This window comes from Streptomyces sp. NPDC059957, from assembly GCF_042730015.1.
Taxonomy (GTDB): domain Bacteria; phylum Actinomycetota; class Actinomycetes; order Streptomycetales; family Streptomycetaceae; genus Streptomyces.
In genome coordinates this window covers 1-23,102 of record NZ_JBHWMB010000037.1, presented here as the reverse complement: position 1 = coordinate 23,102, position 23,102 = coordinate 1, and the positions used below count along the sequence as shown (strand labels likewise).

The 23,102-nt window shown below is 72.5% G+C and carries 23 protein-coding genes; 7 read left to right on the top strand and 16 right to left on the bottom strand.

What is annotated here, in order from left to right:
- The first annotated feature begins 74 nt into the window (after window positions 1-74).
- From ACFWBW_RS24150 to ACFWBW_RS24140, 3 genes are read left to right on the top strand one after another with little or no spacing between them, the layout of a single operon-like run.
- On the top strand, window positions 75-599 hold the full coding sequence (locus ACFWBW_RS24150) for an ATP-binding protein (protein ID WP_385375821.1): 525 nt from the start codon (window positions 75-77) through the stop codon (window positions 597-599).
- Between the two features lie 57 nt (window positions 600-656).
- Window positions 657-1,922, top strand: a complete 1,266-nt coding sequence (locus ACFWBW_RS24145; protein ID WP_385375818.1) for an LCP family protein — start codon at window positions 657-659, stop codon at window positions 1,920-1,922.
- Window positions 1,910-3,343 (top strand): FtsW/RodA/SpoVE family cell cycle protein, encoded by a 1,434-nt coding sequence (locus ACFWBW_RS24140; protein ID WP_385375815.1) that lies wholly within the window; start codon window positions 1,910-1,912, stop codon window positions 3,341-3,343. The genes ACFWBW_RS24145 and ACFWBW_RS24140 overlap by 13 nt, the downstream gene beginning before the upstream one ends.
- Here ACFWBW_RS24140 and ACFWBW_RS24135 read toward each other — a convergent pair.
- Entirely contained in the window at window positions 3,334-4,218 is an 885-nt protein-coding gene (locus ACFWBW_RS24135; RefSeq protein ID WP_385375812.1) for a polysaccharide deacetylase family protein, read from the bottom strand. The genes ACFWBW_RS24140 and ACFWBW_RS24135 overlap by 10 nt on opposite strands.
- Window positions 4,215-5,180, bottom strand: coding sequence for a polysaccharide deacetylase family protein (locus ACFWBW_RS24130; RefSeq protein ID WP_385375809.1), 966 nt, complete (start codon window positions 5,178-5,180; stop codon window positions 4,215-4,217). Before ACFWBW_RS24130 ends, ACFWBW_RS24135 begins: the two co-directional genes overlap by 4 nt.
- 100 nt (window positions 5,181-5,280) lie before the next feature.
- On the opposite strand from ACFWBW_RS24130, the gene ACFWBW_RS24125 reads away from it, so the two are divergent.
- The gene (locus ACFWBW_RS24125; RefSeq protein ID WP_385375807.1) at window positions 5,281-6,459 is read left to right on the top strand and encodes a methyltransferase domain-containing protein; all 1,179 of its coding nucleotides are present in this window, start codon (window positions 5,281-5,283) and stop codon (window positions 6,457-6,459) included.
- On the opposite strand, the gene ACFWBW_RS24120 is transcribed toward ACFWBW_RS24125, so the two are convergent.
- Genes ACFWBW_RS24120 through tsaB form a run of 5 tightly spaced genes read right to left on the bottom strand, consistent with a single transcriptional unit; the run spans window position 6,439 to window position 9,796 of the window.
- Entirely contained in the window at window positions 6,439-7,101 is a 663-nt protein-coding gene (locus ACFWBW_RS24120; protein ID WP_385375804.1) for a hypothetical protein, read from the bottom strand. The two genes, ACFWBW_RS24125 and ACFWBW_RS24120, sit on opposite strands and share 21 nt — an antisense overlap.
- Before the next feature lie 53 nt (window positions 7,102-7,154).
- Window positions 7,155-7,436 carry a hypothetical protein gene (locus ACFWBW_RS24115; protein ID WP_385375802.1) on the bottom strand — a complete coding sequence of 94 codons (282 nt, stop codon included), beginning with the start codon at window positions 7,434-7,436 and terminating at the stop codon, window positions 7,155-7,157.
- Window positions 7,433-8,590: a tRNA (adenosine(37)-N6)-threonylcarbamoyltransferase complex transferase subunit TsaD gene (gene tsaD / locus ACFWBW_RS24110; protein WP_385375799.1), complete on the bottom strand. Its 1,158-nt coding sequence runs from the start codon at window positions 8,588-8,590 to the stop codon at window positions 7,433-7,435. Before tsaD ends, ACFWBW_RS24115 begins: the two co-directional genes overlap by 4 nt.
- Window positions 8,583-9,095 carry a ribosomal protein S18-alanine N-acetyltransferase gene (gene rimI / locus ACFWBW_RS24105; protein WP_385375921.1) on the bottom strand — a complete coding sequence of 171 codons (513 nt, stop codon included), beginning with the start codon at window positions 9,093-9,095 and terminating at the stop codon, window positions 8,583-8,585. The genes tsaD and rimI overlap by 8 nt, the downstream gene beginning before the upstream one ends.
- Window positions 9,096-9,133: 38 nt before the next feature.
- Complete coding sequence (tsaB, locus tag ACFWBW_RS24100; RefSeq protein ID WP_385375796.1) at window positions 9,134-9,796, bottom strand: tRNA (adenosine(37)-N6)-threonylcarbamoyltransferase complex dimerization subunit type 1 TsaB; 663 nt, start codon at window positions 9,794-9,796, stop codon at window positions 9,134-9,136.
- 146 nt (window positions 9,797-9,942) lie between these two features.
- Between tsaB and ACFWBW_RS24095 the strand changes: the two genes are divergently transcribed.
- The gene (locus ACFWBW_RS24095) at window positions 9,943-10,500 is read left to right on the top strand and encodes a hypothetical protein (RefSeq protein WP_385375793.1); all 558 of its coding nucleotides are present in this window, start codon (window positions 9,943-9,945) and stop codon (window positions 10,498-10,500) included.
- A 121-nt stretch (window positions 10,501-10,621) separates the two neighbouring features.
- Here ACFWBW_RS24095 and ACFWBW_RS24090 read toward each other — a convergent pair whose 3' ends face one another.
- From ACFWBW_RS24090 to ACFWBW_RS24050, 9 genes are all read right to left on the bottom strand, one after another.
- Window positions 10,622-10,813 carry a hypothetical protein gene (locus ACFWBW_RS24090; RefSeq protein ID WP_385375791.1) on the bottom strand — a complete coding sequence of 64 codons (192 nt, stop codon included), beginning with the start codon at window positions 10,811-10,813 and terminating at the stop codon, window positions 10,622-10,624.
- A gap of 204 nt (window positions 10,814-11,017) precedes the next feature.
- Window positions 11,018-11,542: a tRNA (adenosine(37)-N6)-threonylcarbamoyltransferase complex ATPase subunit type 1 TsaE gene (gene tsaE, locus ACFWBW_RS24085; RefSeq protein ID WP_385375788.1), complete on the bottom strand. Its 525-nt coding sequence runs from the start codon at window positions 11,540-11,542 to the stop codon at window positions 11,018-11,020.
- Window positions 11,526-12,671 (bottom strand): alpha/beta fold hydrolase, encoded by a 1,146-nt coding sequence (locus ACFWBW_RS24080; RefSeq protein WP_385375785.1) that lies wholly within the window; start codon window positions 12,669-12,671, stop codon window positions 11,526-11,528. The genes tsaE and ACFWBW_RS24080 overlap by 17 nt, the downstream gene beginning before the upstream one ends.
- Before the next feature lie 14 nt (window positions 12,672-12,685).
- On the bottom strand, window positions 12,686-13,822 hold the full coding sequence (alr, locus tag ACFWBW_RS24075) for an alanine racemase (RefSeq protein WP_385375782.1): 1,137 nt from the start codon (window positions 13,820-13,822) through the stop codon (window positions 12,686-12,688).
- Window positions 13,823-13,934: 112 nt separating this feature from the next.
- Complete coding sequence (locus ACFWBW_RS24070; protein WP_385375780.1) at window positions 13,935-15,830, bottom strand: FG-GAP-like repeat-containing protein; 1,896 nt, start codon at window positions 15,828-15,830, stop codon at window positions 13,935-13,937.
- Window positions 15,831-15,948: 118 nt separating this feature from the next.
- Window positions 15,949-17,403: an NAD(P)H-hydrate dehydratase gene (locus ACFWBW_RS24065; RefSeq protein ID WP_385375777.1), complete on the bottom strand. Its 1,455-nt coding sequence runs from the start codon at window positions 17,401-17,403 to the stop codon at window positions 15,949-15,951.
- Between the two features lie 25 nt (window positions 17,404-17,428).
- A complete protein-coding gene (locus ACFWBW_RS24060) occupies window positions 17,429-17,797 on the bottom strand; it encodes a holo-ACP synthase (protein ID WP_385375774.1) in 369 nt (122 codons plus the stop codon).
- Window positions 17,798-17,876: 79 nt separating this feature from the next.
- Window positions 17,877-19,727 carry a glutamine--fructose-6-phosphate transaminase (isomerizing) gene (glmS, locus tag ACFWBW_RS24055; protein WP_385375771.1) on the bottom strand — a complete coding sequence of 617 codons (1,851 nt, stop codon included), beginning with the start codon at window positions 19,725-19,727 and terminating at the stop codon, window positions 17,877-17,879.
- A 123-nt stretch (window positions 19,728-19,850) separates the two neighbouring features.
- Window positions 19,851-20,624 (bottom strand): hypothetical protein, encoded by a 774-nt coding sequence (locus tag ACFWBW_RS24050; protein ID WP_385375768.1) that lies wholly within the window; start codon window positions 20,622-20,624, stop codon window positions 19,851-19,853.
- Window positions 20,625-21,069: 445 nt separating this feature from the next.
- Between ACFWBW_RS24050 and coaA the strand changes: the two genes are divergently transcribed.
- Both coaA and ACFWBW_RS24040 read left to right on the top strand, forming a co-directional pair.
- Window positions 21,070-22,005 (top strand): type I pantothenate kinase, encoded by a 936-nt coding sequence (gene coaA / locus ACFWBW_RS24045; RefSeq protein ID WP_327257621.1) that lies wholly within the window; start codon window positions 21,070-21,072, stop codon window positions 22,003-22,005.
- Window positions 22,006-22,048: 43 nt separating this feature from the next.
- Window positions 22,049-23,002, top strand: coding sequence for a DUF389 domain-containing protein (locus ACFWBW_RS24040; protein ID WP_385375765.1), 954 nt, complete (start codon window positions 22,049-22,051; stop codon window positions 23,000-23,002).
- Window positions 23,003-23,102: the final 100 nt, after the last annotated feature.

Genomic DNA, 23,102 nt, shown 5'->3' with positions numbered 1-23,102 from the left:
AGGGGTTTGGGGGGCCCCTAGAGGGGGGTGTGTTTGCGTCTGCCCTGGCCAACGGAGGGGGGCCGCCGCCAGCCTTGTCCACTCTCCCCCTGCTGGCCCGCCTCGACGGCGGGCCCGCGCCGCGCACCGAGCCGGTGGACCTCGCGCTGCTGGCCGCCGAGGACGCGGCGCGGCGCCCGGAGACCGGGGTCGCGCTCCGGCTGGACGCGCGGGCTCCCGTACCGGCCGCCGGGGATCCGGCGCGGCTGGAGCGGGCGCTGGCCAACCTGGTGGACAACGCCCTGCGGTACGCCCGTACGGGGGTCGTGGTCCGGGCCTCGGCCGCGGAGGGCTGGGCGCTGCTGGAGGTCGCGGACGACGGGCCGGGCATCCCGGAGGCGGACCGGGACCGGGTCTTCGAGCGGTTCGTACGCCTGGACGCGGACCGGGGCCGGGCCGGCGGCGGCACCGGCCTGGGGCTGGCCATCGCCCGGGAGATCGCCCGGGCGCACGGCGGTGAGGTCAGCGCGCTCCCGGCGCCCGCCGGAGGCGCCCGGCTGGTGCTGCGCCTGCCCGCCCCGGCCGCCTCCCCCGAACCACTGCGCCGAGCCCGTCCCTGAAGGCGTCTTCAGGACCCTCAGGGTTCCTTCAGCACCGCTCCCCCAGCATCGACAGGCATGAGCGCCCACCGCAGGAAGACCCGTGAACCGAAGTCCCCGGTGTCCGCGTCCCGCCGCCGCAGGCTCACCCGCACCCTGCTCGCGTCCGGCTGCGCCCTGGTGGTGCTCGCGGGGGCGAGTGCCTGGTACCTGTACGACGACCTCGCCTCCAGCATCGGCAGTTCCAAGGCCCTGGAGGGCGCCGAGAAGTCGAAGTACGGCGATGTGAACATCCTGCTGATGGGCCTGGACAGCCGCCGGGACCAGAACGGCGAGGACCTCCCCCCGGCGGTCCTCGACAAGCTGCACGCGGGCGCGAGCTCCGACGTCGGCGGCTACAACACCAACACCCTGATCCTGTTGCACGTCCCTGGCGACGGGGGCAGGGCGAAGGCCTTCTCGGTGCCGCGCGACGACTTCGTCGAGCTGCACGGCGTGCCCGGTTTCACCGGCAAGGCCAAGATCAAGGAGGCCTACGGGCGGGCGAAGGCCAAGGTGGAGGCGCAGCTCACCGCCAAGGGGGTCAAGGACCCGCGGCAGCTGGAGCGCGAGGGGCGCGAGGCGGGGCGCAAGGCGGAGCTGGAGACGGTGCGCACCTTCCTGGGCGTGCCGATCGACCACTTCGCCGAGCTGAACCTGGCCGGTTTCTATCACCTCGCGGACGCTCTGGGCGGCGTACCGGTGTGCCTGAACAAGCCGGCGAAGGACCGTTACTCGGGGGCCGACTTCCCGGCGGGGCGCCAGACGCTCGACGGGCAGCAGTCCTTGGCGTTCGTACGGCAGCGGCACGGCCTGACCATGGGCGACCTGGACCGGACGAAGCGCCAGCAGGCGTTCCTGGCGGGGGCCACGTACAAGCTGAACCAGGCCGGGACCTTCACCGATCCGCTGAAGCTGATGAAGCTGATCGACGCGGCGAAGCAGGACGTGGTCACCGATCAGGGGTGGGACCTGCTGTCGTTCGTGAAGCAGGCGAAGAACCTGTCCGGGGGCAACGTGGAGTTTGTGACGCTTCCCATCGAACGCTTCGGCCGGAACCATGACGCCGAGATAAACGTCGTAGACGATATGAAGATAAAGCGGTTCATAGCCGAGCGGATCGGGCCCGGGGACGCTGCGAGCCCGAGCGCACCTGGCGCCGCTCCCTCCTCACTGGGCACGCCCTCCGCACCCCAGGGCTCGGCCCCTGGCTCCCCCCAGAGCTCCGCGCCCGCCCCCGCACCGTCCCGGAGCGGCAGCGCAGCCCCCGCCCTCGACGGCGGCGGCGTCCCGTGCGTGGACTGAAGCCCCTGACCACGGCGGGCGCGCGCCGCCGCACGGAAGCACTGCTGCTCCTCCTCGTCCTCGCGGTGACCGTTTCCGGCCACATCAGCGCCGGCCTCGCGATGAACGACGAGCTGCCGAGCGGTCTCACCGGCTTCGTGGTCAGCATGACGCTGCTCGCGCTGGTCGGACACCTGGCCGTGCGCCGGTTCGCGGCGTACGCGGATCCGCTGGTCTTCCCGCTGGCATTGCTGCTGACCGGGCTGGGGCTGGTGCTGCTGCACCGCCTGGACCAGGGGTACATCGAGCGGTACAACTCCGAAGCGGTGGCGCCCGGCCAGCTGATGTGGACGGTGATCGGCGTCGCGGTCTGCATCGCGGTGCTGGGGCTGCTGCGCGACCACCGGCTGCTGCAGCGGTTCATCTACATCACGATGGTCGTCGCGCTGGTGGCGCTGATCGCGCCCGCCTTCTTCGGCGCGGACACCTACGGGGCGAAGCGCTGGATCAAGTTCGGCGCGCTCTCGGTCCAGCCCGGCGAGTTCGTGAAGATCATGATTGCGGTCTTCTTCGCGGGCTACCTGGTGATCCACCGCGATGCGCTGGCCCTGTCGGGCCGCAAGTTCCTGGGCATGCGGCTGCCGCCGATGCGTCAGCTCGGCCCGCTCATCACCGTGTGGGTCATCTCGCTGATGGTGCTGGTCTTCGAGCGTGACCTCGGCACCTCGCTGCTCTTCTTCGGCGTCTTCGTGGTCATGCTCTACGTGGCCACGGAACGCACCAGCTGGATCGTCGTCGGCCTGGTGCTCGCCTCGGCGGGCGCCTTCGTCGTGGGCACGACGGAGCCGCACGTCAAGGCCCGCGTGGCCGCCTGGCTGAACCCGCTGTCGTACTACTGGAAGGACCGGCCGCCGGGCGTCGTCTCGGACCAGTCGGCGCAGGCACTGTTCAGCTTCGGCACGGGCGGCATCTCCGGCACGGGCCTCGGCATGGGCCATCCCGAGCTGATCAAGTTCGCGGGCCGCAGCGACTTCATCCTGACGACGGTGGGCGAGGAGCTCGGCCTGGCCGGGGTCATGGCCGTCCTGATCCTCTACGCGCTCCTCGTGCAGCGCGGGCTGCGGATGGCGCTGGGCGCCCGCGACCCCTTCGGCAAGCTGCTGGCGGTGGGCCTGTCGTCCGCCCTGGCCCTCCAGGTCTTCATCGTGGCCGGCGGCGTCACGGGGCTGATTCCCCTGACGGGCAAGGCCCTGCCCTTCCTGGCCGCGGGCGGCTCGTCCCTCCTGGCCAACTGGATCATGATCGCCCTGCTGCTGCGCATCTCCGACAGCACCGAAAGACAGCGCGAGGCGGACGCCCGGGGCCCGGCGGAAACGACGATCACTCCGACGGTCGCGCCGACGGCCGGGCCCGAACCCCACCCCGCCCCCTCTTACAGGTAGTCCTCCAGGCGGCCGATCCGGTAGCCCTGCTCCTGTATCCGCCGGAGCATCCGGGTCGTCATCTCGGTCTCCGTCGTGCCCTTCAGCTCCGAGGGGCCGCGGAAGTGGGCCAGGATGATGTCACCCGGTTTGAGGGCGGAGCCCTCGGCGTACTGGAAGTTGTTGATCTGCATCGACACGCGCCACAGGAGGAGCTGGGATATCCCGCACTCGTGCGCGGCCCTGAGGGTGTCGTCGTTGTGATTGCCGTACGGCGGGCGGAAGAGCGTCGGCCGCTTGCCGAAGCGCTTCTCCAGGCGTTCCTGCTGCCCGCATATCTCCTTCTTCTGTCCCTCGAAGGACAGGGTGCGGAGGTTCGGGTGCGTCAGGGTGTGGTTGTTTATCGTGCTGTCGGAGCCGTTGTCGCGGAGCTTTTCGAAGTGGCCGTAGTCCGACGAGGCGATGTTGTCCGTCAGGAACATGCTGATCGGCAGTTTCAGATCGGCGGCCATCTTGAGGAACTCGGGGCTCTTCTCGGCACCGTCGTCGAACGTCAGGAAGACGACCTTGTCGTCCGCCGGGACGGGTATTCGGTCGACGACCTGGACCCGCCCCGCCCCGGCCGGGGCGATCCGGGGTTTGGCGGCGGGCTTGGGCGCGTACTGGAGGGGGCCGCTGAGGCCCCACTTCCGGTACGCCTCGTCCGCCGCGGCCGTCGATCCCTTGGCCGCCGCGGAGGGGGAGGCCGCCCCCGAGGGCGATGGAGTCGACCTGGCCTCCGTGGTCTTGCGCCCCAGTCTCTCGATGGGGTCCACGCTGTCCCCGCACCCCGTCAGGGACAGCGCGAGCGCGCCGGCCGTCAGCGTTCCGGCTACGAACCGGCGCGCGTGCTTCACAAGTAGTCCTCCAGGCGAGCCACGGCATAACCCTTGTCCGTGACGGTCTTCATGACGTGACGGATCATGTCAGTCATGCTTCCCTTCCAGTCTTCCTTGCCCCGGAAGTGGGTGAGGATGATGTCCCCGGGGTGCAGGTCCTTGTCCCACTCCCGCCAGTCCATCCGGTTGGGGAAGGCCTCCTCGTTCCACAGCGGAACGGCCTTGATCCCGCAGGACTTGGCCGCGCGCAGCGTGTCCTCGTTGTAGTTCCCGTACGGCGGCCGGAAGAGCGTCGGACGCTTGCCGAACGTCTTCTCGATCGTGTCCTGCTGTCCGCAGATCTCCTGGCGCTGCTTCTCGTACGAGAGCGCCGGCATGTAGCGGTGGTTGAGCGTGTGGTTGTTCAGCGTGACGCCCGCCGCCTGCATCTCCTTGAAGTACGGGTAGTTGTCCCGGACCAGGTAGTCGCTCAGGAAGGCGGTGTACGGGAGCTTCAGCTCCTGCATCATCTTCAGGAACTCGGGGTCCTTCTCGGCCCCGTCGTCGATCGTCAGGAAGACGACCTTCTCCTCCGTGGGGACGGTGGTGAAGACGGGGGGCAGCTCGTCCTGGCCCTCGACCTCGAAGCCGTCGCGGGTGCTGATCTCCGGCTTCTCCTTGGGCGCTTGCGGAGCGACGAGCGGCGGCTTGACCAGCCCCCACTTCTTCGCGGCCACGATCCTCGCCTGCTGGAGGGCCTTGAGCCTCTCGGCGTAGGTGCCGAGCGCTCCGGCCGCCCCGGCCTGCTCGCCGGCGGCCCCCGCGGCGGCCTTCGCCTTGGCGGCCTTGTCCGGCGTCTCGGACCCGCCGGCTCCGCAGCCCGTGCCGAGTGCGGCGACGAGCAGTGCGGCCATCGCGGCCGTACCCAACCGGCCGCGCGCGACTGCCGCGATCCGGTGACCGTGTTGCGTCTTATGTTCCTTTTGTCGGACTAGCTGCATAGTTGGGCATCTTTACACCAGCCATGCACGCACCCCGGCCGACACCGCGAGGGGAATCCGACCTTCCTCCGAGTGGCCCACCGTGGCCGACAATGGACCCGTGACCCCCGAAGACTTCGCCGCGCTCCTCGCCCCCGAGGGCCACGCCCTCCTCGACTCGCTCCGCGACTACGACCCCGCCCAGGAGCTCGCCGTCGCCACCCGGCTGCGCCGCGAACACCCCGCCGCACTGGTCTCCGCCGCCCTCGGACAGGCCCGGCTGCGGCAGCGCGCGGTGGCGAAGTTCGGGGCCGAGGACGCCCACCGGATGTACTTCACCCCCGGCGGCGGGGAGATGGCCACCCGCGCCTCGGTAGCCTCGTACCGCGCCGAGCGGCTCGCCGCCCTCGGCGTACGGAGCCTCGCGGACCTCTGCTGCGGGATCGGCGGGGACGCGCTGGCCCTGGCCCGGCTCGGCATCCGCGTCCTGGCGGTGGACCACGACCCGCTGACCGTCGCCGTCGCGCGGGCGAACGCCGAGGCGCTCGGGCTGGCGGACCTGATCGAGGTCCGGGAGGCCGATGTGACGGAGGTCGACACCGCGGGCTACGACGCCGTCTTCATCGACCCGGCCCGCCGGGGCGGGCGGGGCAGGATCTTCGACCCCGAGTCCTACTCCCCTCCGCTGTCCTGGGCGATCGCCACCGCCCGCGCCGCGAAGGTCGCCGCCATCAAGATCGCCCCCGGGATCCCGCACGAGGCGGTGCCCGCCGAGGCGCAGGCCGAGTGGATCTCCGACCAGGGGGACGTGAAGGAGGCCGTGCTGTGGTTCGGGACGGCTCCGGGCGAGATCCGCGCCACCCTGCTGCCCGGTCCGCGCGCGCTGGCGACCGCCGATCCGCTGCCCGACCCCGAGGCCGGTCCCGTCGGCCGCTACCTCTACGAGCCCGACGGGGCCGTGATCCGCGCCCACCTCGTCGCCGAGGTCGCCGAGCAGCTGGGCGGGCGGCTGATCGACCCGACCATCGCGTACATCACCGCCGACGAGCTGCACGAGACCCCGTACGCGACCTCGTACGAGATCACCGACGTGCTGCCGTTCGGGCTGAAGAAGCTCAAGGCGCTGATGCGCGAGCGCGGGGTCGGCATCCTCGCGGTGAAGAAGCGCGGCTCCGCGATCGAGCCCGAGGAGCTGCGCAGGAAGGTGAAGCCGCAGGGCCCGAACTCCGCCACGGTGTTCCTGACCCGGGTCGCCGGGGCCCCCTCGATGCTGATCGGCTCACCGACCGCCCGCCCCTGACGGTCCGCCGGGGCTCCCTACCGGTCCCCCGAAGACGCGCAGGGCCCACCGGTGGTGCGCGCCCGCCTTGCCGAGGCCCAGCAGGGCGGTGATCCACAGGATCATGCCGATGCCCACGGTGTAGGCGGCCTCTCCGTAGGAGTCGGATCCGGGCCGGGCCTCCGCCGCCCCCGCGAAGGTCACCCAGAGTCCGAGCCCGCCCAGGGCCAGGGAGGCCAGCAGCCAGATCAGGCTGCGGCCGGGCGCGCGTACGGCGGCGTCCACGGGCGGGTCCCGGTCCAGCTCCGCCCAGGCGCACAGCAGCCGGCGCACCTGCCGGTCCCGCTTGGCGCCCCGGGCGAACCAGAATCCGGCCGGTATCAGCACGCCCACGCCGAGCGCGGCGAATATCAGGCCGAAGAGGTACGAGAACGGGTCGCCGGCCTCGATGGCCATCAGGGCCATGGCGACGAAGGTCCAGCCCAGGGCGAAGACCGCCGAGACCGACCAGAGGAGCAGGAGCCGGCCGAAGCCCAGGCTGCGCCGCCCGAGCTCCCCCAGGAACCGGGCGCGGTCGGCCCGTACGGCCCGTACGGCGTGCTCGTCGAACCAGGCGCGCAGGTGCGGCGGAGGGGGCGGCGGCGGCAGGTCACGACGGGGCATGCACATGACCATATCCGCACGCCACGGGTCCCGACGGACCGCCGGACGGAGCGTCAGCTCCCGTCGGCCTCCCCCACCTCCACCGATTCGAAGCGCCAGCGGTGGACCGCCCGTGTGATCAAATCGGCTGCGGGCTCCGGAAGTTCGGGCAGTTCGGCGCCGATCCCCTCGGGGGTCTCCCACCAGGTGATGACGAGCACCCGGTCCTGCGGGGCGCTGAACACCTCGCGCCGCACCGGATCTTGGGCCAGGATCTGCGAACGAGCCCACTCCAGCAGCTCGTTGGCCCGGCCGGGCACGGACCGGGCCTCCCACATCAGCGCGACGGTGCTCACGAGTAGAGGTTGTCCTTGCTCAGCTCGTGCACGTGGTCGTGGTCGTGCGCATGGCCGTGCCCGTGGGTGTGCCCCTCGCCGCCGCCGTCCCCGTGAGAATGGCCGTGGGAATGGCCGGGAACATGCGGGTCGGTGACCGGAAGCGAGGAGTCCGCCGACAGGTCCCAGTCCGAGGGAGCCCTGTTCCGCTTGACCATCTCCGCGCCCAGCGCCGCCACCATCGCGCCGTTGTCCGTGCACAGCCCCGGCCGCGGCACCCGCAGGATGATCCCCGCGGCATCGCACCGCTCCTGGGCGAGGCTGCGCAGCCGGGAGTTGGCCGCGACCCCGCCACCGATCATCAGGTGGTCGACGCCCTCGTCCTTGCAGGCACGGATCGCCTTGCGCGTCAGTACGTCCACGACGGCTTCCTGGAAGGAGGCCGCCACATCGCGCACCGGCACGTCCTCGCCCGCCTTGCGCTTCGCCTCGATCCAGCGGGCGACCGAGGTCTTGAGCCCGGAGAAGGAGAAGTCGTACGGGGCGTCGCGCGGCCCCGTCAGCCCGCGCGGGAAGGCGATCGCCTTCGGGTCCCCCTCGCGTGCGAGCCGGTCGATGACCGGGCCGCCGGGGAAGCCCAGCTGCAGGACGCGCGCGATCTTGTCGAAGGCCTCGCCCGCCGCGTCGTCGATGGTCGCGCCGAGCGGCCGCACGTCGGAGGTGATGTCGGGGGCCAGCAGCAGCGAGGAGTGCCCGCCGGAGACCAGCAGCGCCATCGTCGGCTCGGGCAGCGGCCCGTGCTCCAGCTGGTCGACGCAGATGTGCGAGGCCAGGTGGTTCACCCCGTACAGCGGCTTGCCCAGCGCGTACGCGTAGGCCTTCGCGGCGGAGACGCCCACCAGCAGGGCCCCCGCGAGGCCGGGGCCGGCTGTGACGGCGATGCCGTCGAGGTCGCGGGCGCTGACCCCGGCCTGCTTCAGGGCGCGCTCGATGGTGGGGACCATCGCCTCCAGGTGCGCGCGGGAGGCCACCTCGGGCACGACCCCGCCGAAGCGGGCGTGCTCGTCGACGCTCGACGCGATGGCGTCCGCGAGCAGCGTGGTGCCGCGGACGATGCCCACGCCGGTCTCGTCGCAGGAGGTCTCGATGCCGAGGACGAGCGGTTCGTCAGCCATGGGTCGTCTCACCTTGCAGGGGTACGGAGTCGGGGAGTGCGGAGTCGGGGTCGGCGGGGGCCGCGGGATCGGAGAGCCGGCGCATCACGAGGGCGTCCACGTTGCCGGGCTGGTAGTAGCCGCGCCGGAAGCCGATCGGCTCGAAACCGAAGCGGGCGTAGAGCTTCTGGGCCCGGACGTTGTCGACCCGCACCTCCAGCAGCACCTCGGCGCACTCGAAGGCGCCGGCGGCGCGCAGCAGCTCGGTCAGCAGCCGGGCGCCGAGCCCGGTGCCCCACTGGTCGCGGGCCGCGGCGATGGTCTGTACGTCGGCCAGGTCCCCGGCGGCGGCCAGCCCGGCGTAGCCGACGAGCCGGCCGGCCTCCTCCGCCACGACGTAGCGGCGCGTGGCGCCGGGGCCGCGGGCGTGGGCCAGCTCGGACCAGAACATCCCGGCGGACCAGGCGTCCTCGGGGAACAGCTCGTGCTCCAGCTCCAGCACGGGCCCGATGTCCCACCAGCGCATCTCGCGCAGGACGACGGCCGGGGTGGCTGAGGTGGCGGTCACTGCGGGGTGACCACCTTGTAGTTCTTGGGCACCTCGGCGTCGGGCCGGCGCAGGTAGAGCGGGGTCGGCGGCAGGAATGCCTCCCCCGCCGCCAGCCTCTCCGCGGCCAGGGCGGCCAGCGCGGCGGCGCTCTGGTGTTCGGGGGCCCGCGCGTCGGTGAAGACCTCCGGGTACAGCCGCGCGCCCTGTCCGACGGCGGGCAGTCCGGCGACGCGCTCGGCGATCTCGGCCGGCCGGTCCACCGCGGGCTCGCCGGTCCGGGTGCGCGGGTCCTCGTAACGCGCCCAGTAGACCTCCTTGCGCCGGGCGTCGGTGGCCACGGTGAAGGGGCCCTCGATCCCGGCGGCACCGGCCGCGTAGGCCAGGCCGTCGAGGGTGCACAGCCCGTGGACGGGCACGCCGAGGACGGAGGCGAAGGTGGACGCGGTCACGAGGCCGACGCGCAGTCCGGTGTAGGGGCCGGGGCCGACGCCGACGACGATGCCGGTGACGGCTTCGAGCTTGACCCCCGCCTCGGCGAGGACCTTGTCGACGGAGGGCAGCAGGAGCTCCCCGTGGCGGCGGGCGTCGACCTGGTTCGACTCGGCGAGGACGGACTCGCCGTCGTGCAGGGCGACGGTGACGGCGGGCGTGGCGGTATCTACAGCGAGCAAGAGCACGCGAACAGCCTACGACTCCGGGGCCCCCGGCCCTTGCGGCCGGTCTGCGGGCACCCCTGCTGCTACCTTCGGACCAGGTGTCGGGGTGTGATCGTCCGCCTGGCATCCGACTGGCATCGACTGATCATGCGGAGAGGTGGAGCAAGGTGGCACGCAGCAGCTCGGGAATCGTGGCCGGGCTCACCGTCGCGGCGCTCGCCGTCGTCGGTTTCCTCGGCTATCAGGCCTCCGCCTCCGCTCCCGAACTCCCGCCGAAGGCCGCCGCGCAGAGCCCGGTGCCCGCTCCGAGCGACTCCGGACCCGCCAAGGCGGACCCGTCGAAGCCGGTGGCCCTGCCGGCCGGCTCCGGTACCGGCGTGCGCGTCGTGTACTCGCTGAGCGCCAAGCGCGTGTGGCTGGTGGGACCCGGTGGGGAGCCGAAGTCCTTCGCGGTGGTCCCGAGCACGGTGCACCCGGCGCCCGGCAGTTACACGGTGGGCGGCCGCACGGGCAAGGTGACCGGCTCGGACGGGGTGCCGATCGAGCACGTTGTCCGGTTCGCGAGTCCGAAGGGCGTCACGGTCGGCTTCAGCTCCCGCGTGGACAACACCCTGCCCGCGCCCGACCCGGCCAAGAAGACCGGCGGTGTCCGCATGCTGCGCGCGGACGGGGACGCGATGTGGGCCTTCGCGACGATCGGCACGAAGGTCGTCGTCGTTCCCTGACCCGGCCTCGACACGCCAAGTTCACTCGTACGGGGCTGTGCCTTACAGCGACTCCGCCTTGCAGGGACTCCGCCTTGCAGGGACTCCGCCTTACAACTCTGCCGTCAGGCGTTCCCCCGCTTCAGGCCGCTTCGGACTCCGGGGCGGCCTGTTCGCTGCCCTCCGCCGCTTCCCGTAGGGGATCGGGCTGCGGGGCCGGCTCGCGTGCGGGCGGCGTCGACACGGCGCTGGCGGCGGCGCCCGCGGCGAGCAGCGCCCCCATGGACACGGCGGACGGGCGGGGGAACCGGCCCGCTGCTCCTGTTGCCGACATGGCTGCCTCCTGGCCGGGGCCAGCCCGTACTTAGGTACGCCTAACCAGCCCTCGGTACCATGTGACCACGCGCGCCACCGCCCGCGCAATATCTTCCCGACGACTTGTCGGAACGTTTCGCGCCGCGTCCGCGCCGCGAGGACTCTGCTCGGGCACCGTCGAGGCACCGCCGAGGCACCGCGCAGGCGCCGCGCCGCGCTCCGCCTACTCCGGCGACAGGACGCCCGCGAGGCTCTCCAGACCCGCCCCGGCCGACCAGCGGGTGCCGATCCCGCGGACCGTCACCTCGCGCACGTCGTCCAGGACCTCCTCGTGGCCGACCGCCCGGCTGATCACCACGTGCAGCCGGTCGTCGGACAGCTCCTCGACCTTGCCGTCGCCCCACTCCACGACGACCACGGACTCCGGCAGCGAGACGTCGAGGTCCAGGTCCTCCATCTCGTCCAGCCCGCCGCCCAGCCGGTACGCGTCCACGTGCACCAGTGCCGGACCGCCGGTCAGCGAGGGGTGGACCCGGGCGATCACGAAGGTCGGCGAGGTCACGGCCCCGCGCACGCCCAGGCCCTCGCCGAGGCCGCGGGTCAGGGTGGTCTTCCCGGCGCCGAGCTCCCCGGTCAGCAGGACGAGGTCGCCGGGGCGCAGCAGCCCGGCGATCCGGCGCCCGAGGTCCTGCATGGCGTCGGGCGAGCCGACCGTGACGTGGGTTTCCGTGTCAGGTACTTCTTCCATGCCGGCCAACGTTAGCCGCTGCGGGCACCGTCCCGGTGCGCGCGAGGAGCTCGGTGAGCAGCCGGGTCACGGTGTCCGGGTGTTCCAGCATCATCAGGTGCCCGGCGGTCTCCAGGACGACCAGCTCGGCGGAGGGCAGGGCCTCCTTGATGGCCAGGCTGTGGTCGGGCGGGGTGACCATGTCGCGGTCCCCGGCGATGACGGTGACGGGGATGTCCGCGAACCGCTGGAGGGCGGCCGCCTTGTCGTGCGCCTGGAAGGCCGGGTAGAACTCGGCGACCACGTCGATGGGCGTTGCCTCGATGAGCCGCTCGGCGAAGCGGGCGACGCCCGGATCGACGTCGCGCGAGGCGAAGGAGTACATCTTGACCATCCCGGCGAACAGGTCGGCGGTGGCCCGGCGGCCCTTCTCCACCAGCTCCACCTGGGAGCCGAGCGCCTTGAGCACCCCGGGCAGCAGGCGCCGTACGGTGCTGAAGCCCAGGGTGGGCAGCCCGTACGTGACCTCGTCCAGCCGGCCGCTGGAGGTGCCGACCAGGGCCACACCGGCCACCCGGTCCCGGATGAGGTCGGGGAACTCCTGGGCCAGTCCCATGATGGTCATCCCGCCCATCGAGTGACCGACCAGGATCAGCGGGCCCTCGGGAGCGGCGGCGTCGATGACGGCCTTCAGGTCGCGGCCGAGCTGCTCGAAGGTGACCGGCTCGCCTTCCGCCTGGGCCAGGCCGCGCGCGCTGCGGCCGTGGCTGCGCTGGTCCCAGTACACGGCGCGGACCATGCCGCGCAGGGCCGCGCGCTGGAAGTGCCAGGAGTCCTGGGCGAGGCAGTAGCCGTGGCAGAACACCACGGTCGGCCGGACCGGGGCCTTGCGGCGCAGGCGGCGCCGCTTGCCCTCCTCGGGCAGCTCGTCGACCTCGTAGTAGAGCGCGGTTCCGTCGTCGGCCCGCGCGGTGCCGGGGGCTCCGCGCAGGGATCCGTAGTCCCCGGTCGAGTCGAGGGCGAGGCGCGCCTTCATGCGCATGCCCCGGCCGACGGTGATGCGTTCGACCGCGACCCCGGCCGCCGCTCCGGCGGCTATCACGCCGATGGCGGCTCCCGCCCAGCCCGCCTTGCGCCAGTTCTCGCTCACGCCGCCGTCCTCACTCAGCCGCCCCGGTACACGCGGGGCACCCGGCCCCCGATACGGGTGACGATCTCATAGGCGATCGTGTGCGCCGCTCGAGCCCAGTCCTCGGCGGTGGGTTCACCGCGCTCGGCGTCCCCGAAGATGACGGCCTCGTCGCCGGCGCGGGCGTGACCGCCGTCCAGGTCGACCACGAACTGGTCCATGGCCACGCGCCCGGCGACGGTGCGGATGCGGCCGCCGACGAGCACCGGGCCGAGCCCGGACGCCTGCCGCGGGACGCCGTCGGCGTAGCCGGCGGGGATCAGCGCGAGGGTGGTCTCCCGCTCGGTGACGTAGTGGTGGCCGTAGCTGACGCCGTGCCCGGCCGGCACGGTCTTGACCAGCGCGACGGTGGCCTTGAGGGCCATCGCGGGCCGCAGGCCGAGCTGGGCGGGGGTGCCGAGCTCGGGCGCGGGCGAGACCCCGTAGAGGGCCAGGCCGCAGCGGACCAGGTCGAAGTGGGACTCGGGGAGGGTGAGCGTGGCCGGCGAGTTGGCGATGTGACGGACCTCGGGCTCGACGCCCTCCTTCTCCGCGTACGCGAGCATGTCGCGGAAGGCGGTCAGCTGGAGCTGGATGGAGGGGTGTCCGGGCTCGTCGGCGCAGGCGAAGTGCGACCAGACGCCGGTGACGCGGACGGTCCCCTCGGACTGGGCGGCGACGGCCGCGGTCACCAGGGCCTCCCAGTCGGCGGGCTGGCAGCCGCCCCGGCCCAGGCCCGTGTCTGCCTTGAGCTGGATCCTGGCCGTCAGTCCGGCGGCGCGGGCGGCCTCCCGTACCTCGTCGAGGGCCCACATCGCGCTGACGGACACGTCGATACCGGCCTCGATGGCCTCCCGCCAGGGCCCGCCCGGGGTCCACAGCCAGCACAGGACGGGCCCTTCGAGCCCGGCGGCCCGCAGGGCGAGGGCCTCCTCGGGCGTGGCGGTCCCGAGCCAGCTCGCACCCGCCTCCTGGGCGGCCCTGGCGCAGGCCACGGCCCCGTGCCCGTAGGCGTCCGCCTTCACGACGGCCATCAGGGCGGAGCGGGGCGCCCGCTCGCACAGGGCCCGTACGTTCGCCCGGACGGCGTCAAGATCGATCTCGGCGTACACGCGCGCGGCTGTCTCGTTCATCCCCCACAGTCTCTCAGAGCCCCACCCGGCGGGCCGAACAGGCGGGGCCCGGTGGACTTCCGCCGGGCCCCGCCTACTCGAAATTCCCTTACGACGTCCTTTTCCGGGTCCGTCAGCCGAGAGACCCGGTGCCGGACCATCCGCCGGCCGCGACCTCGACGGAAGGGGAGGCCGATGTCTGATCCACCGGGTTGCCCAGGGCGTCGGTTCCGCCCGGGTAGAACAGGAGCCGGCCTTCCTTCGTGGTCGCCCACATGTCGGCTGTGCCATCCCCGTTTGCGTCGGCGCCCGCCGCGATCCGGGGGCGGTCCACCCTGGTGTAGCCGTGGCCGAAGGGGGTGCGGGTGCCGGTGCTGCCGAAGCTGCCGCCGTCACGGCCGTGGTACAGCCACACATTGCCGTCGGTCGTATTGCGGGCCAGCAGATCGACCCGGCCGTCGCCGTCGGCGTCACCGGGCGCGGTCAGCGTCATCACGTCCCAGCCACCGGTACCCAGGTTCACGGGCGGCTTCACCGAGACGGGCGTGCCGGGAACGGCGGGAACACCGTCGTAGCGGTACAGCGCGTCGCCGTACTGGGCGACGAGGTCGGGGAAGCCGTCGCCGGTGGCGTCACCGACTCCGACGATCTTCGCGGTGTCCGGCAGCCCGGTCGCCAGCACGGTGTGCCCATAGATCCTGCCGTCGCCCAGGTTCGGGAAGAGCCTCAGCTCGCCCTGGACCCGGGCCACGATGTCCTCCGCACCGTCGCCGGTCCAGTCCCCCCGGTGGGTGACCGAGGCACCCGACCACCCCTTCGTCCCGACGAGGACGGAGGCTCCCAGGCCGCCGTGGCCGTTGCCGGGGTGCAGGCGCATCTCGCCCTTGGCATCGTCCACGGCGAGGAGGTCGGGGAGGCCGTCACCGTCGAGGTCCCCGGGCACGCGGCGCACGGTGGTGATGACGGGAGCGTGGTCGGAGAACACGCCCGCCGGTTCCACCGGCACCGAGTAGGGGTCCGTCAGGTCCATCAGGGAGTGGTCGACCTCGATGGAGGTGAAGTGGTTCCGCTTGCCGGTGAGGACGTGGTCGTACCGGTGGGGCGCCGCCTTGCCCGGGCCGGCGACAGCCGTCGGCTTCTCCCACCCCATGTGGGTGAACTCGTCGTTCGTGTAGCGCGCGAGACTCCCGGCGAGCGGCGCCAGGGAAAGGTCCGTCTCCCTCGCGTTGAGGTCCCCGCCGAGGATCAGTCCGGCACCGAATTCCGCACCGAGCTTCGAGCGGATCGCCTGGGCCTGCATCCCGCGGACCACGCTCTCGGGCGTGCGCTTGCCTGCTTCCGTCTCCTTCCCGGCGAGGAGGTGCGTGGTGCAGATCTTGTCCGGCCAGCCCTCCTTGCGGACACAGAGCGCGGGCTGGATGCGGCCGGACAGCGCGGTGATCTCCCCGGAGGTCGGCGTGACCGCATGGGGAACGGACGTGAAGTCCGTCGCGGTGAGCGTTGCCGGAGCCGTCTCGAACGATTGGACGACTGTGTCGGGCACGGCCCCCTTGACCGCGATCAGCACGCCCAGGTGACCGGCGAGCGCCGTGCCGCGGCAGCTCGTCTGGACAGCCCCCGTCCCGTCCTTCCCCCGGTCACCGACCGCGTGGACGATCGTCCAGCCCGGGAGCTCGGCCTCCAGAACCTCCTCGTGGGTCTGGCCCGGGTCTTCGACCGGCGACTTGTCCCGAGAGCCGCAGGCCTCCTGCAGCATCACCACATCTGCCTGCTGCTTCGTGGCGAGCGCGGCGACCGCCTTCATCTTCAGCGCGGGTTCGTTGCGCTTCGGGCAGTAGCCCGGCGAGTTGACGTCCCCGCGGGTGCCGCCCGCCTCACCGCAGATGTTCCACGAGATCACCCGCAGTTGACCCGCCGCCGGCGGTGGCACGGCCTCCTCGGCCTGCGCCGGTCCCGCCGTCAGAAGGGATGCCGCCGCAGCCGCGGCAGCCATGAGCCCGGTGGCGGCACGCCACTTTTCGGGCACCATGAAACTTCTCAAAACCCCTCCCCAGGTGGTCCTGGGCCACCTGGCGCCACGATGTGGAGGCTCAAGGCGGCCCCCGGGACGGCCGAACACACGGCACCGGCCCCGGATCACGATCACCCTACGTGGCCCCCGAACGGCCCCTGCTCCCCCGCGTTCGAGGCGACCCTTCGACCCGTCCGGAGCGAGCGACCTCGCGCCAGGCCCGCTGCAGGGCTTCGGCCACCTGGTGGGCCAGGAGGGGGCCACCGGTGAGGCGGGCCGCCAGGCCGTGGAGGTACGCCGCCACCGACCCGGCGTCCACGGCCGGCAGGCCGGCCGCCAGCAGGGACCCGGCCAGCCCGGACAGCACGTCCCCGCTCCCGGCGGTGGCAAGCCACGGGGTCCCGGTCGGGTTCACCCGGACGGGGCCGGGCCCGGCCGGGGCGATCAGGGTGGTCGACCCCTTCAGCAGCGCCACCGCCCCGTACCGCTCCGCGAGCCCCCGTACGGCCTCCAGCCGCCCCGCCTCGACCCTCTCCCGAGCGAGCCCCAGCAGCGCCGCCGCCTCCCCCGCGTGCGGGGTCAGCAGGGTCGGCGCCGCCCGGGCCCGCAGCTCGCCGGGGTCGAGCCCGCGCAGCCCGTCCGCGTCCACCAGCACCGGCACCGGCTGCGACAGCGCCTCCCGCACCTCGGGGCCGCCCTCGTCGCCGAGCCCGGGCCCGACCACCCACGCCTGGACCCGGCCGGTTCCGATCAGCGTCTCCGGGTACCGGGCCAGGACGGCGTCCGCCACCGCGGGCGGCCCCACGTAGCGCACCGCGCCCGCGCCGCCCCGCAGCGCCCCCGCCACGGCGAGCACCGCCGCGCCCGGGTAGCGCGCGGACCCGGCGACGATCCCGAGCACGCCGCGCCGGTACTTGTCGCTGGACGCCGCCGGCTCCGGCAGCAGCCCCGCCACGTCGGCGTGCTGCAGGGCCTCCATCTCCGGAGTCCCGAAAGTCAGCCCGATGTCCACCAGGTGCAGCGCCCCCGCCCGCGATGCCCCCGGGTCGATCAGCAGGCCCGGCTTGTACGCCCCGAAGGTCACCGTCACGTCCGCCGTCACGGCCGCTCCGGCCACCTCTCCGGTGTCCGCGTCCACCCCGCTCGGCAGGTCCACCGCGACCACCACCGCGCCCGCCGGGATCCGCTCCACCAGCGCGGCCGCGGCCGGCCGCAGCGCGCCCCGGCCGCCGATGCCGACCAGCCCGTCGAGCACCAGGTCGGCCCGCTCGGGCACGGCCCCGGCCAGCCGCCCGCCGGCGGCCCGCAGCGCGGCCAGCCCGCCCGCGTGCAGCCGGGCAGGATCCATCGCGACCGCCGTCACCCCGGCCCCGCGCCGGGCCAGCTTCGCGCCCGCGTAGAGGGTGTCGCCGCCGTTGTCCCCCGGGCCGACCAGCAGGACCACGCGGGCCCCGTACACGCGGGGCAGCAACCGCACGCAGACGGCGGCCAGTCCGGCCGCCGCCCGCTGCATCAGGGTGCCTTCGGGCAGCCGGGCCATCAGCTCGCGCTCGGCGGCCCGTACGGTCTCCACGCTGTAAGCAGTACGCATGCCCCCAGCCTGCCCGACGGAGGCCCTACCCCTCGGCGATCACCACGGCGGAGGCGATGCCCGCGTCGTGGCTGAGGGAGATGTGCCAGGACTTCACGCCCAGCGCCAGCGCCCGCGCCTCAACCGTGCCCGTCACCCGCAGGCGCGGCTGCCCGGTCTCCTCCACGTACACCTCTGCGTCGGTCCACAGCAGCCCGCCGGGCGCGCCGAGCGCCTTGGCCAGCGCCTCCTTGGCCGCGAACCGGGCGGCGAGCGAGGCGCTTCCGCGCCGCTCGCCGCTCGGCAGGGTCATCTCGGAGTCGAGGAACAGCCGCTCGGCCAGGTGCGGCGTGCGCTCCAGCGCCGCGCCGAACCGCTCGATCTCCGCCACGTCGATCCCGACCCCGATAATCACAACAACAGCTCCAGCCCAGCCGACTACTCCACCGTCACCGCGGTGCTGAATTGTCGGCGACCTGCTCCGCTCGCTGCGCTCACTCCACAGTCACCGACTTGGCGAGGTTACGCGGCTGGTCCACCTCGTTGCCACGGGCCGTCGCCAGCTCGCACGCGAACACCTGCAGCGGCACGGTGGCCACGAGCGGCTGGAGCAGCGTCGGGGTGGCCGGAATGCGGATGAGGTGGTCGGCGTACGGGACCACCGCCTCGTCCCCCTCCTCGGCGATCACGATGGTCCGCGCCCCGCGCGCCCGGATCTCCTGAATGTTGGACACGATCTTGTCGTGCAGCACCGAGCGCCCGCGCGGCGACGGTACGACGACCACGACCGGCAGGTCCTTCTCGATGAGCGCGATCGGCCCGTGCTTGAGCTCGCCCGCCGCGAAGCCCTCGGCGTGCATGTACGCCAGCTCCTTGAGCTTGAGCGCCCCCTCCAGCGCCACCGGGTAGCCGACGTGCCGCCCCAGGAACAGCACGGTGTTCTTGTCGGCGAGCGACCGCGCCAGCTCCCGTACCGGTTCCATGGTCTCCAGTACGGTGTCCACCGCCGCGGCGATGTCCGACAGCTCCCGGATCACCGACCGGATCTCGTCGCCCCACTTCGTGCCCCGGACCTGCCCGAGGTAGAGGGCGACCAGGTAACAGGCCACGAGCTGCGTCAGGAACGCCTTGGTCGAGGCGACGGCCACCTCGGGTCCGGCGTGCGTGTACAGCACGGCGTCCGATTCGCGCGGGATCGTCGAGCCGTTCGTATTGCAGACGGCCAGCACCTTGGCCCCCTGCTCGCGCGCGTGGCGCAGCGCCATCAGGGTGTCCATCGTCTCGCCGGACTGCGAGATCGCGATCACCAGCGTCCGCTGGTCCAGGATCGGGTCGCGGTAGCGGAACTCGCTGGCCAGCTCCGTCTCGCAGGGGATGCGGGTCCAGTGCTCGATGGCCAGCTTCGCGATCATGCCCGCGTGGTACGCCGTACCGCACGCCACGATCACGACCTTGTCGACCTCGCGCAGCACCGAGTCGGGGATGCGCACCTCGTCGAGGGTGAGCAGGCCGTTGGCGTCGATCCGGCCCAGGAGGGTGTCGGCGACGGCCTTCGGCTGCTCGGCGATCTCCTTGAGCATGAAGTAGTCGTAGCCCCCCTTCTCGGCCGCGGAGGCGTCCCAGTCCACGTGGTACGCCCGCACGTCCGCTGCCGTGCCGTCGAAGTTGGTCACCGTGACCCCGTCGCGGCGCAGCTCCACGACCTGGTCCTGCCCCAGCTCGATCGCGGACCGGGTGTGCGCGATGAAGGCGGCCACGTCGGAGGCGAGGAAGTTCTCCCCCTCTCCGACACCCACCACGAGCGGGGAGTTGCGGCGCGCGCCGACCACCACGTCCGGCTGGTCGGCGTGCACGGCGACCAGCGTGAAGGCCCCGTCGAGGCGCCGGCACACCTGCCGCATCGCCTCCGCCAGGTCCCCGCCCGCGCCCTCGAACAGCTCGGCCAGCAGGTGCGCCACGACCTCGGTGTCCGTCTCGGACTCCAGCCGGTGCCCGCGCTCGGCGAGCTCGGCCCGCAGCGCGGCGAAGTTCTCGATGATCCCGTTGTGCACGACGGCCACGCGCCCCGAATTGTCGAGGTGCGGGTGGGCGTTGACGTCGGTGGGACCCCCATGGGTGGCCCACCGGGTGTGTCCGAGCCCCGTGGAACCGGCCGGCAGCGGGTGCCCGACCAGCTCCTTTTCCAGATTGACCAGCTTGCCGGCCTTCTTGACGGCGGCGAGTTCCCCGTCGGCGAGCACGGCGACACCCGCCGAGTCGTAGCCGCGGTACTCCAGCCGCTTGAGTCCGGCAATGACCACATCGAGCGCCGACTGCGCTCCCACGTAACCCACGATTCCGCACATAAGCCGCAGGGTACGCCGTAGTTGGCTCCGTGCCCGGTACCTGAACAAGACGAAAACCCCGCCCCGGCGAATGCGCCGGGGCGGGGTCTGATCCCGTGTGGAACGGGCAGGGCGGACGAACCGTCAGGCGAGCTTCTTGAGCTGCGCGGCGACGACGGCCGTCGGCTGCTCGGCCTTACCGGCCAGGCTGATGGCGGAGAAGGTGGCGAGGGTGTTGCCCTGGCGCACCACCACGAGCTGCGTCGTGAACGACTCGCCGTCCGCGTCACCCACGACCGTGTAGGCGAGCGCCTCGTCCCCACCGGTGACGGGGGTGCCGGCGGTGACCTTGGTGATCTTGCCCGCTTCGCCCGCCTGGGTGGCCGTGTAGCCGCCGGCGCACGCCGCGCCCGCGCTCTTGAGCGAGGCGAAGGCCTCCGTCGCGCCCGCGCCCTCGAACGACTCCAGGGTGACGGCGGTGGCGGTCGCGCCGAGGGCCTTCATCGCGGCCTCCGCCTTCTCCTCGGGACTCGCGTCCGCGGCCGGCTCCTTCGGCTTGGCCACGGCCTTGACCCGCGCGGTGCCGGTGCCGGCGCCCTGCGCGGCCATGGACTGCGCCTTGACCAGCGGAACGCACGCGGGCTTGTCGCTGGTGGCCCCGGCGCCGGCCGTGGCCTCCTCAGGGGTGGCGCCCTTGAGGACGTGGTCCGGCAGGTCCGCCTGGGCCACGATCAGGCCGCCGAGCTCGGCATCCGTCTTCGCCTTCGCCGCGGGCGCCGCCGGAGCGGACGCGGACGCGGACGGCTTGGTGTCGTCCTTCGCGTCGGTCGTGCCGGAGCCGCCGCACGCCGTGGCGAGCAGCGCCAGGGACAGGGCCGAAGCGGACAGGACGGTACGGCGGACGAGTGCGGTACGCACGATGTTTCCCCCCACGGGATCAGCGAATGGGCAGCACGCGGCTGCGCCCCGAAAGCGGGGGCGCCCCTCCAGAACTGCGGTGATCAACACCGTACGGGGACCCCGGCACGGCCGCCGCCCCATTACTCGCGCGCCGCACGCATCGTGACCCCGCCGAGACCGCAGATCCCTCCAATCGAGACCCGCCCCCGTACAACCCACCCACCCCGGGCCATAAGACCCCACTCCACGTGACCGACCACACCACCCACGGCGGCCCGCGACCCGTGACAATGGCCGTGTGATCTCTTCGCCGCCACGAAGCACGCCGGACCGCGCAACGGAGCGCCCCGACGGATCGGAGCCCCCGACGCAGGCTGAGCAGGCCCAGCAGCCCCAGCACCCCGGGCCCGCCGAGCACGCCGCGCACCCCACGCGCCGCCGGGGCCACGAGGCCTCCCCCTACGTGGACCTCACCCGTGCCGAGTGGAGCGCCCTGCGCGAGCGCACTCCGCTCCCGCTGACGGCCGACGAGGTCGAGCGGCTGCGCGGACTGGGCGATGTCATCGACCTCGACGAGGTCCGCGACGTCTACCTGCCGCTCTCCCGCCTGCTGAACCTGTACGTCGGCGCCACCAGCAACCTGCGCGGCACCCTCAACACCTTCCTCGGCGACGCCGGCAACGGCCACGGCGCCCAGCAGGGCACCCCCTTCGTCATAGGGGTCGCCGGCTCGGTCGCCGTGGGCAAGTCCACGGTGGCCCGTCTCCTCCAGGCGCTGCTGGCCCGCTGGCCGGAGCACCCGCGCGTGGAGCTGGTCACCACCGACGGCTTCCTGTACCCGATGAAGGAGCTGGAGCGGCGCGGGCTGACCGCCCGCAAGGGCTTCCCGGAGTCCTACGACCGCCGGGCGCTGACCCGCTTCGTCGCCGACATCAAGGCGGGCAAGGACGAGGTCAAGGCCCCCGTCTACTCCCACCTGATCTACGACATCGTCCCCGGCGAGGAGCTCGTCGTACGCCGTCCCGACATCCTGATCGTCGAGGGGCTCAACGTCCTGCAGCCCGCCATGCCCGGCAAGGACGGCCGCACCCGGGTCGGCCTCGCCGACTACTTCGACTTCAGCGTGTACGTGGACGCGCGCCCCGAGGACATCGAGCGCTGGTACCTCAACCGGTTCCGCAAGCTGCGCGAGACGGCGTTCCAGAACCCCTTCTCCTACTTCCGCAAGTACACCCAGGTCTCCGAGGAGGAGGCGCTGGAGTACGCGCAGACGATGTGGCGGACCATCAACAAGCCCAACCTGCTGGAGAACGTGGCCCCGACCCGCGGCCGCGCCACCCTCGTCGTCCGCAAGGGCCCGGACCACAAGGTGCAGAAGCTGAGTCTGCGCAAGCTCTGAGCGCCACCTGAAACCCGGGGCCGCCGGAGGCTAGGGTGCGGCCATGCTGCATCTACGGATGATCATTCCGTCGGACCGGACCGATGCCGTGGTCAAGATCGTCGAGAGGACGGTCGGCACCACCCATCTGGCCGTGCTGCCCGGCGCCGCCCGCATCCCGCGGGGCGACATCGTGCTGTGCGACGTCGCGCGCGAGGCGGGCGACGAGCTCCTGAACGAGCTCAGGGAGCTGGGCATCGACAAGGACGGGTCGATCGCGGTCGAGAACATCGACCTGTCCCTCTCGGACCGCGCCGACCGGGCCGAGGAGGAGGCCCCGGGCGAGGCCGCCGACGCCGTCCTGTGGGAGCAGTTGAGCGAGGCGACACACGAGGAGTCCACCCTCACCATCACCTACAGCGCCTTCATGATCGTCGCGACGATGATCGCGGCCTGCGGCGTGGTCCTCGACAACGCCATCCTGATCGTGGGCGCGATGGCGGTCGGCCCGGAGTTCGGCCCGCTCGCCGGCGTCTGCACCGCCCTGGTGCAGCGCGCGCCCAAGCCGGCCGTCCGCTCGCTGATCGCCCTGCTGGTGGGCTTCGCCGCCGCGATGGTCGCGACCACCGTCTTCACCCTGGTCATGGACGCGCTCGGGCTGTTCCACCACGACATGCTGGACAAGCCCCGCCCCAACACCAGCTTCATCTGGCAGCCGGACCTGTTCTCGTTCGTCGTGGCGCTGCTCGCCGGCGTCGCCGGGGTGCTGTCCCTGACCTCGGCGAAGTCCGGCGCGCTGGTCGGCGTCGCGATCTCGGTGACCACGGTCCCGGCGGCCGCCAACGCGGCCGTGGCCCTCGGCTACGGCGAGTTCGGCCAGATGTCGGGCTCCGTCCAGCAGCTGCTGCTGAACCTTCTCGGCATCATGCTGGCCGGCGTCCTGACCCTGCTCGCCCAGAAACTCCTGTGGCGCACCCAGCGGGGCCGCTGGAGGCGGCGGACTCCGGCCAACGACTGAGCCCCGGCACCACCCGCAACGACAGCGGCCCAGAGGGGGGGAGGGGGGTGGGGGGGGGGGGGGGTTGGTGGGGGGGGTTTTTTTCCCCCCTCCCTACTCC

Coding starts and splice junctions, on each gene's coding strand:
- ACFWBW_RS24120 (WP_385375804.1), bottom strand. CDS start 7,101: ATGCCCCGTCGTGACCTGCCGCCGCCGCCCCCTCCGCCGCACCTGCGC.
- ACFWBW_RS24070 (WP_385375780.1), bottom strand. CDS start 15,830: ATGGTGCCCGAAAAGTGGCGTGCCGCCACCGGGCTCATGGCTGCCGCG.
- tsaD (WP_385375799.1), bottom strand. CDS start 8,590: ATGGCTGACGAACCGCTCGTCCTCGGCATCGAGACCTCCTGCGACGAG.
- glmS (WP_385375771.1), bottom strand. CDS start 19,727: ATGTGCGGAATCGTGGGTTACGTGGGAGCGCAGTCGGCGCTCGATGTG.
- ACFWBW_RS24130 (WP_385375809.1), bottom strand. CDS start 5,180: ATGCAGCTAGTCCGACAAAAGGAACATAAGACGCAACACGGTCACCGG.
- ACFWBW_RS24145 (WP_385375818.1), top strand. CDS start 657: ATGAGCGCCCACCGCAGGAAGACCCGTGAACCGAAGTCCCCGGTGTCC.
- ACFWBW_RS24065 (WP_385375777.1), bottom strand. CDS start 17,403: ATGCGTACTGCTTACAGCGTGGAGACCGTACGGGCCGCCGAGCGCGAG.
- ACFWBW_RS24090 (WP_385375791.1), bottom strand. CDS start 10,813: ATGTCGGCAACAGGAGCAGCGGGCCGGTTCCCCCGCCCGTCCGCCGTG.
- tsaE (WP_385375788.1), bottom strand. CDS start 11,542: ATGGAAGAAGTACCTGACACGGAAACCCACGTCACGGTCGGCTCGCCC.
- alr (WP_385375782.1), bottom strand. CDS start 13,822: ATGAACGAGACAGCCGCGCGCGTGTACGCCGAGATCGATCTTGACGCC.
- ACFWBW_RS24040 (WP_385375765.1), top strand. CDS start 22,049: ATGCTGCATCTACGGATGATCATTCCGTCGGACCGGACCGATGCCGTG.
- rimI (WP_385375921.1), bottom strand. CDS start 9,095: ATGCGCTGGTGGGACATCGGGCCCGTGCTGGAGCTGGAGCACGAGCTG.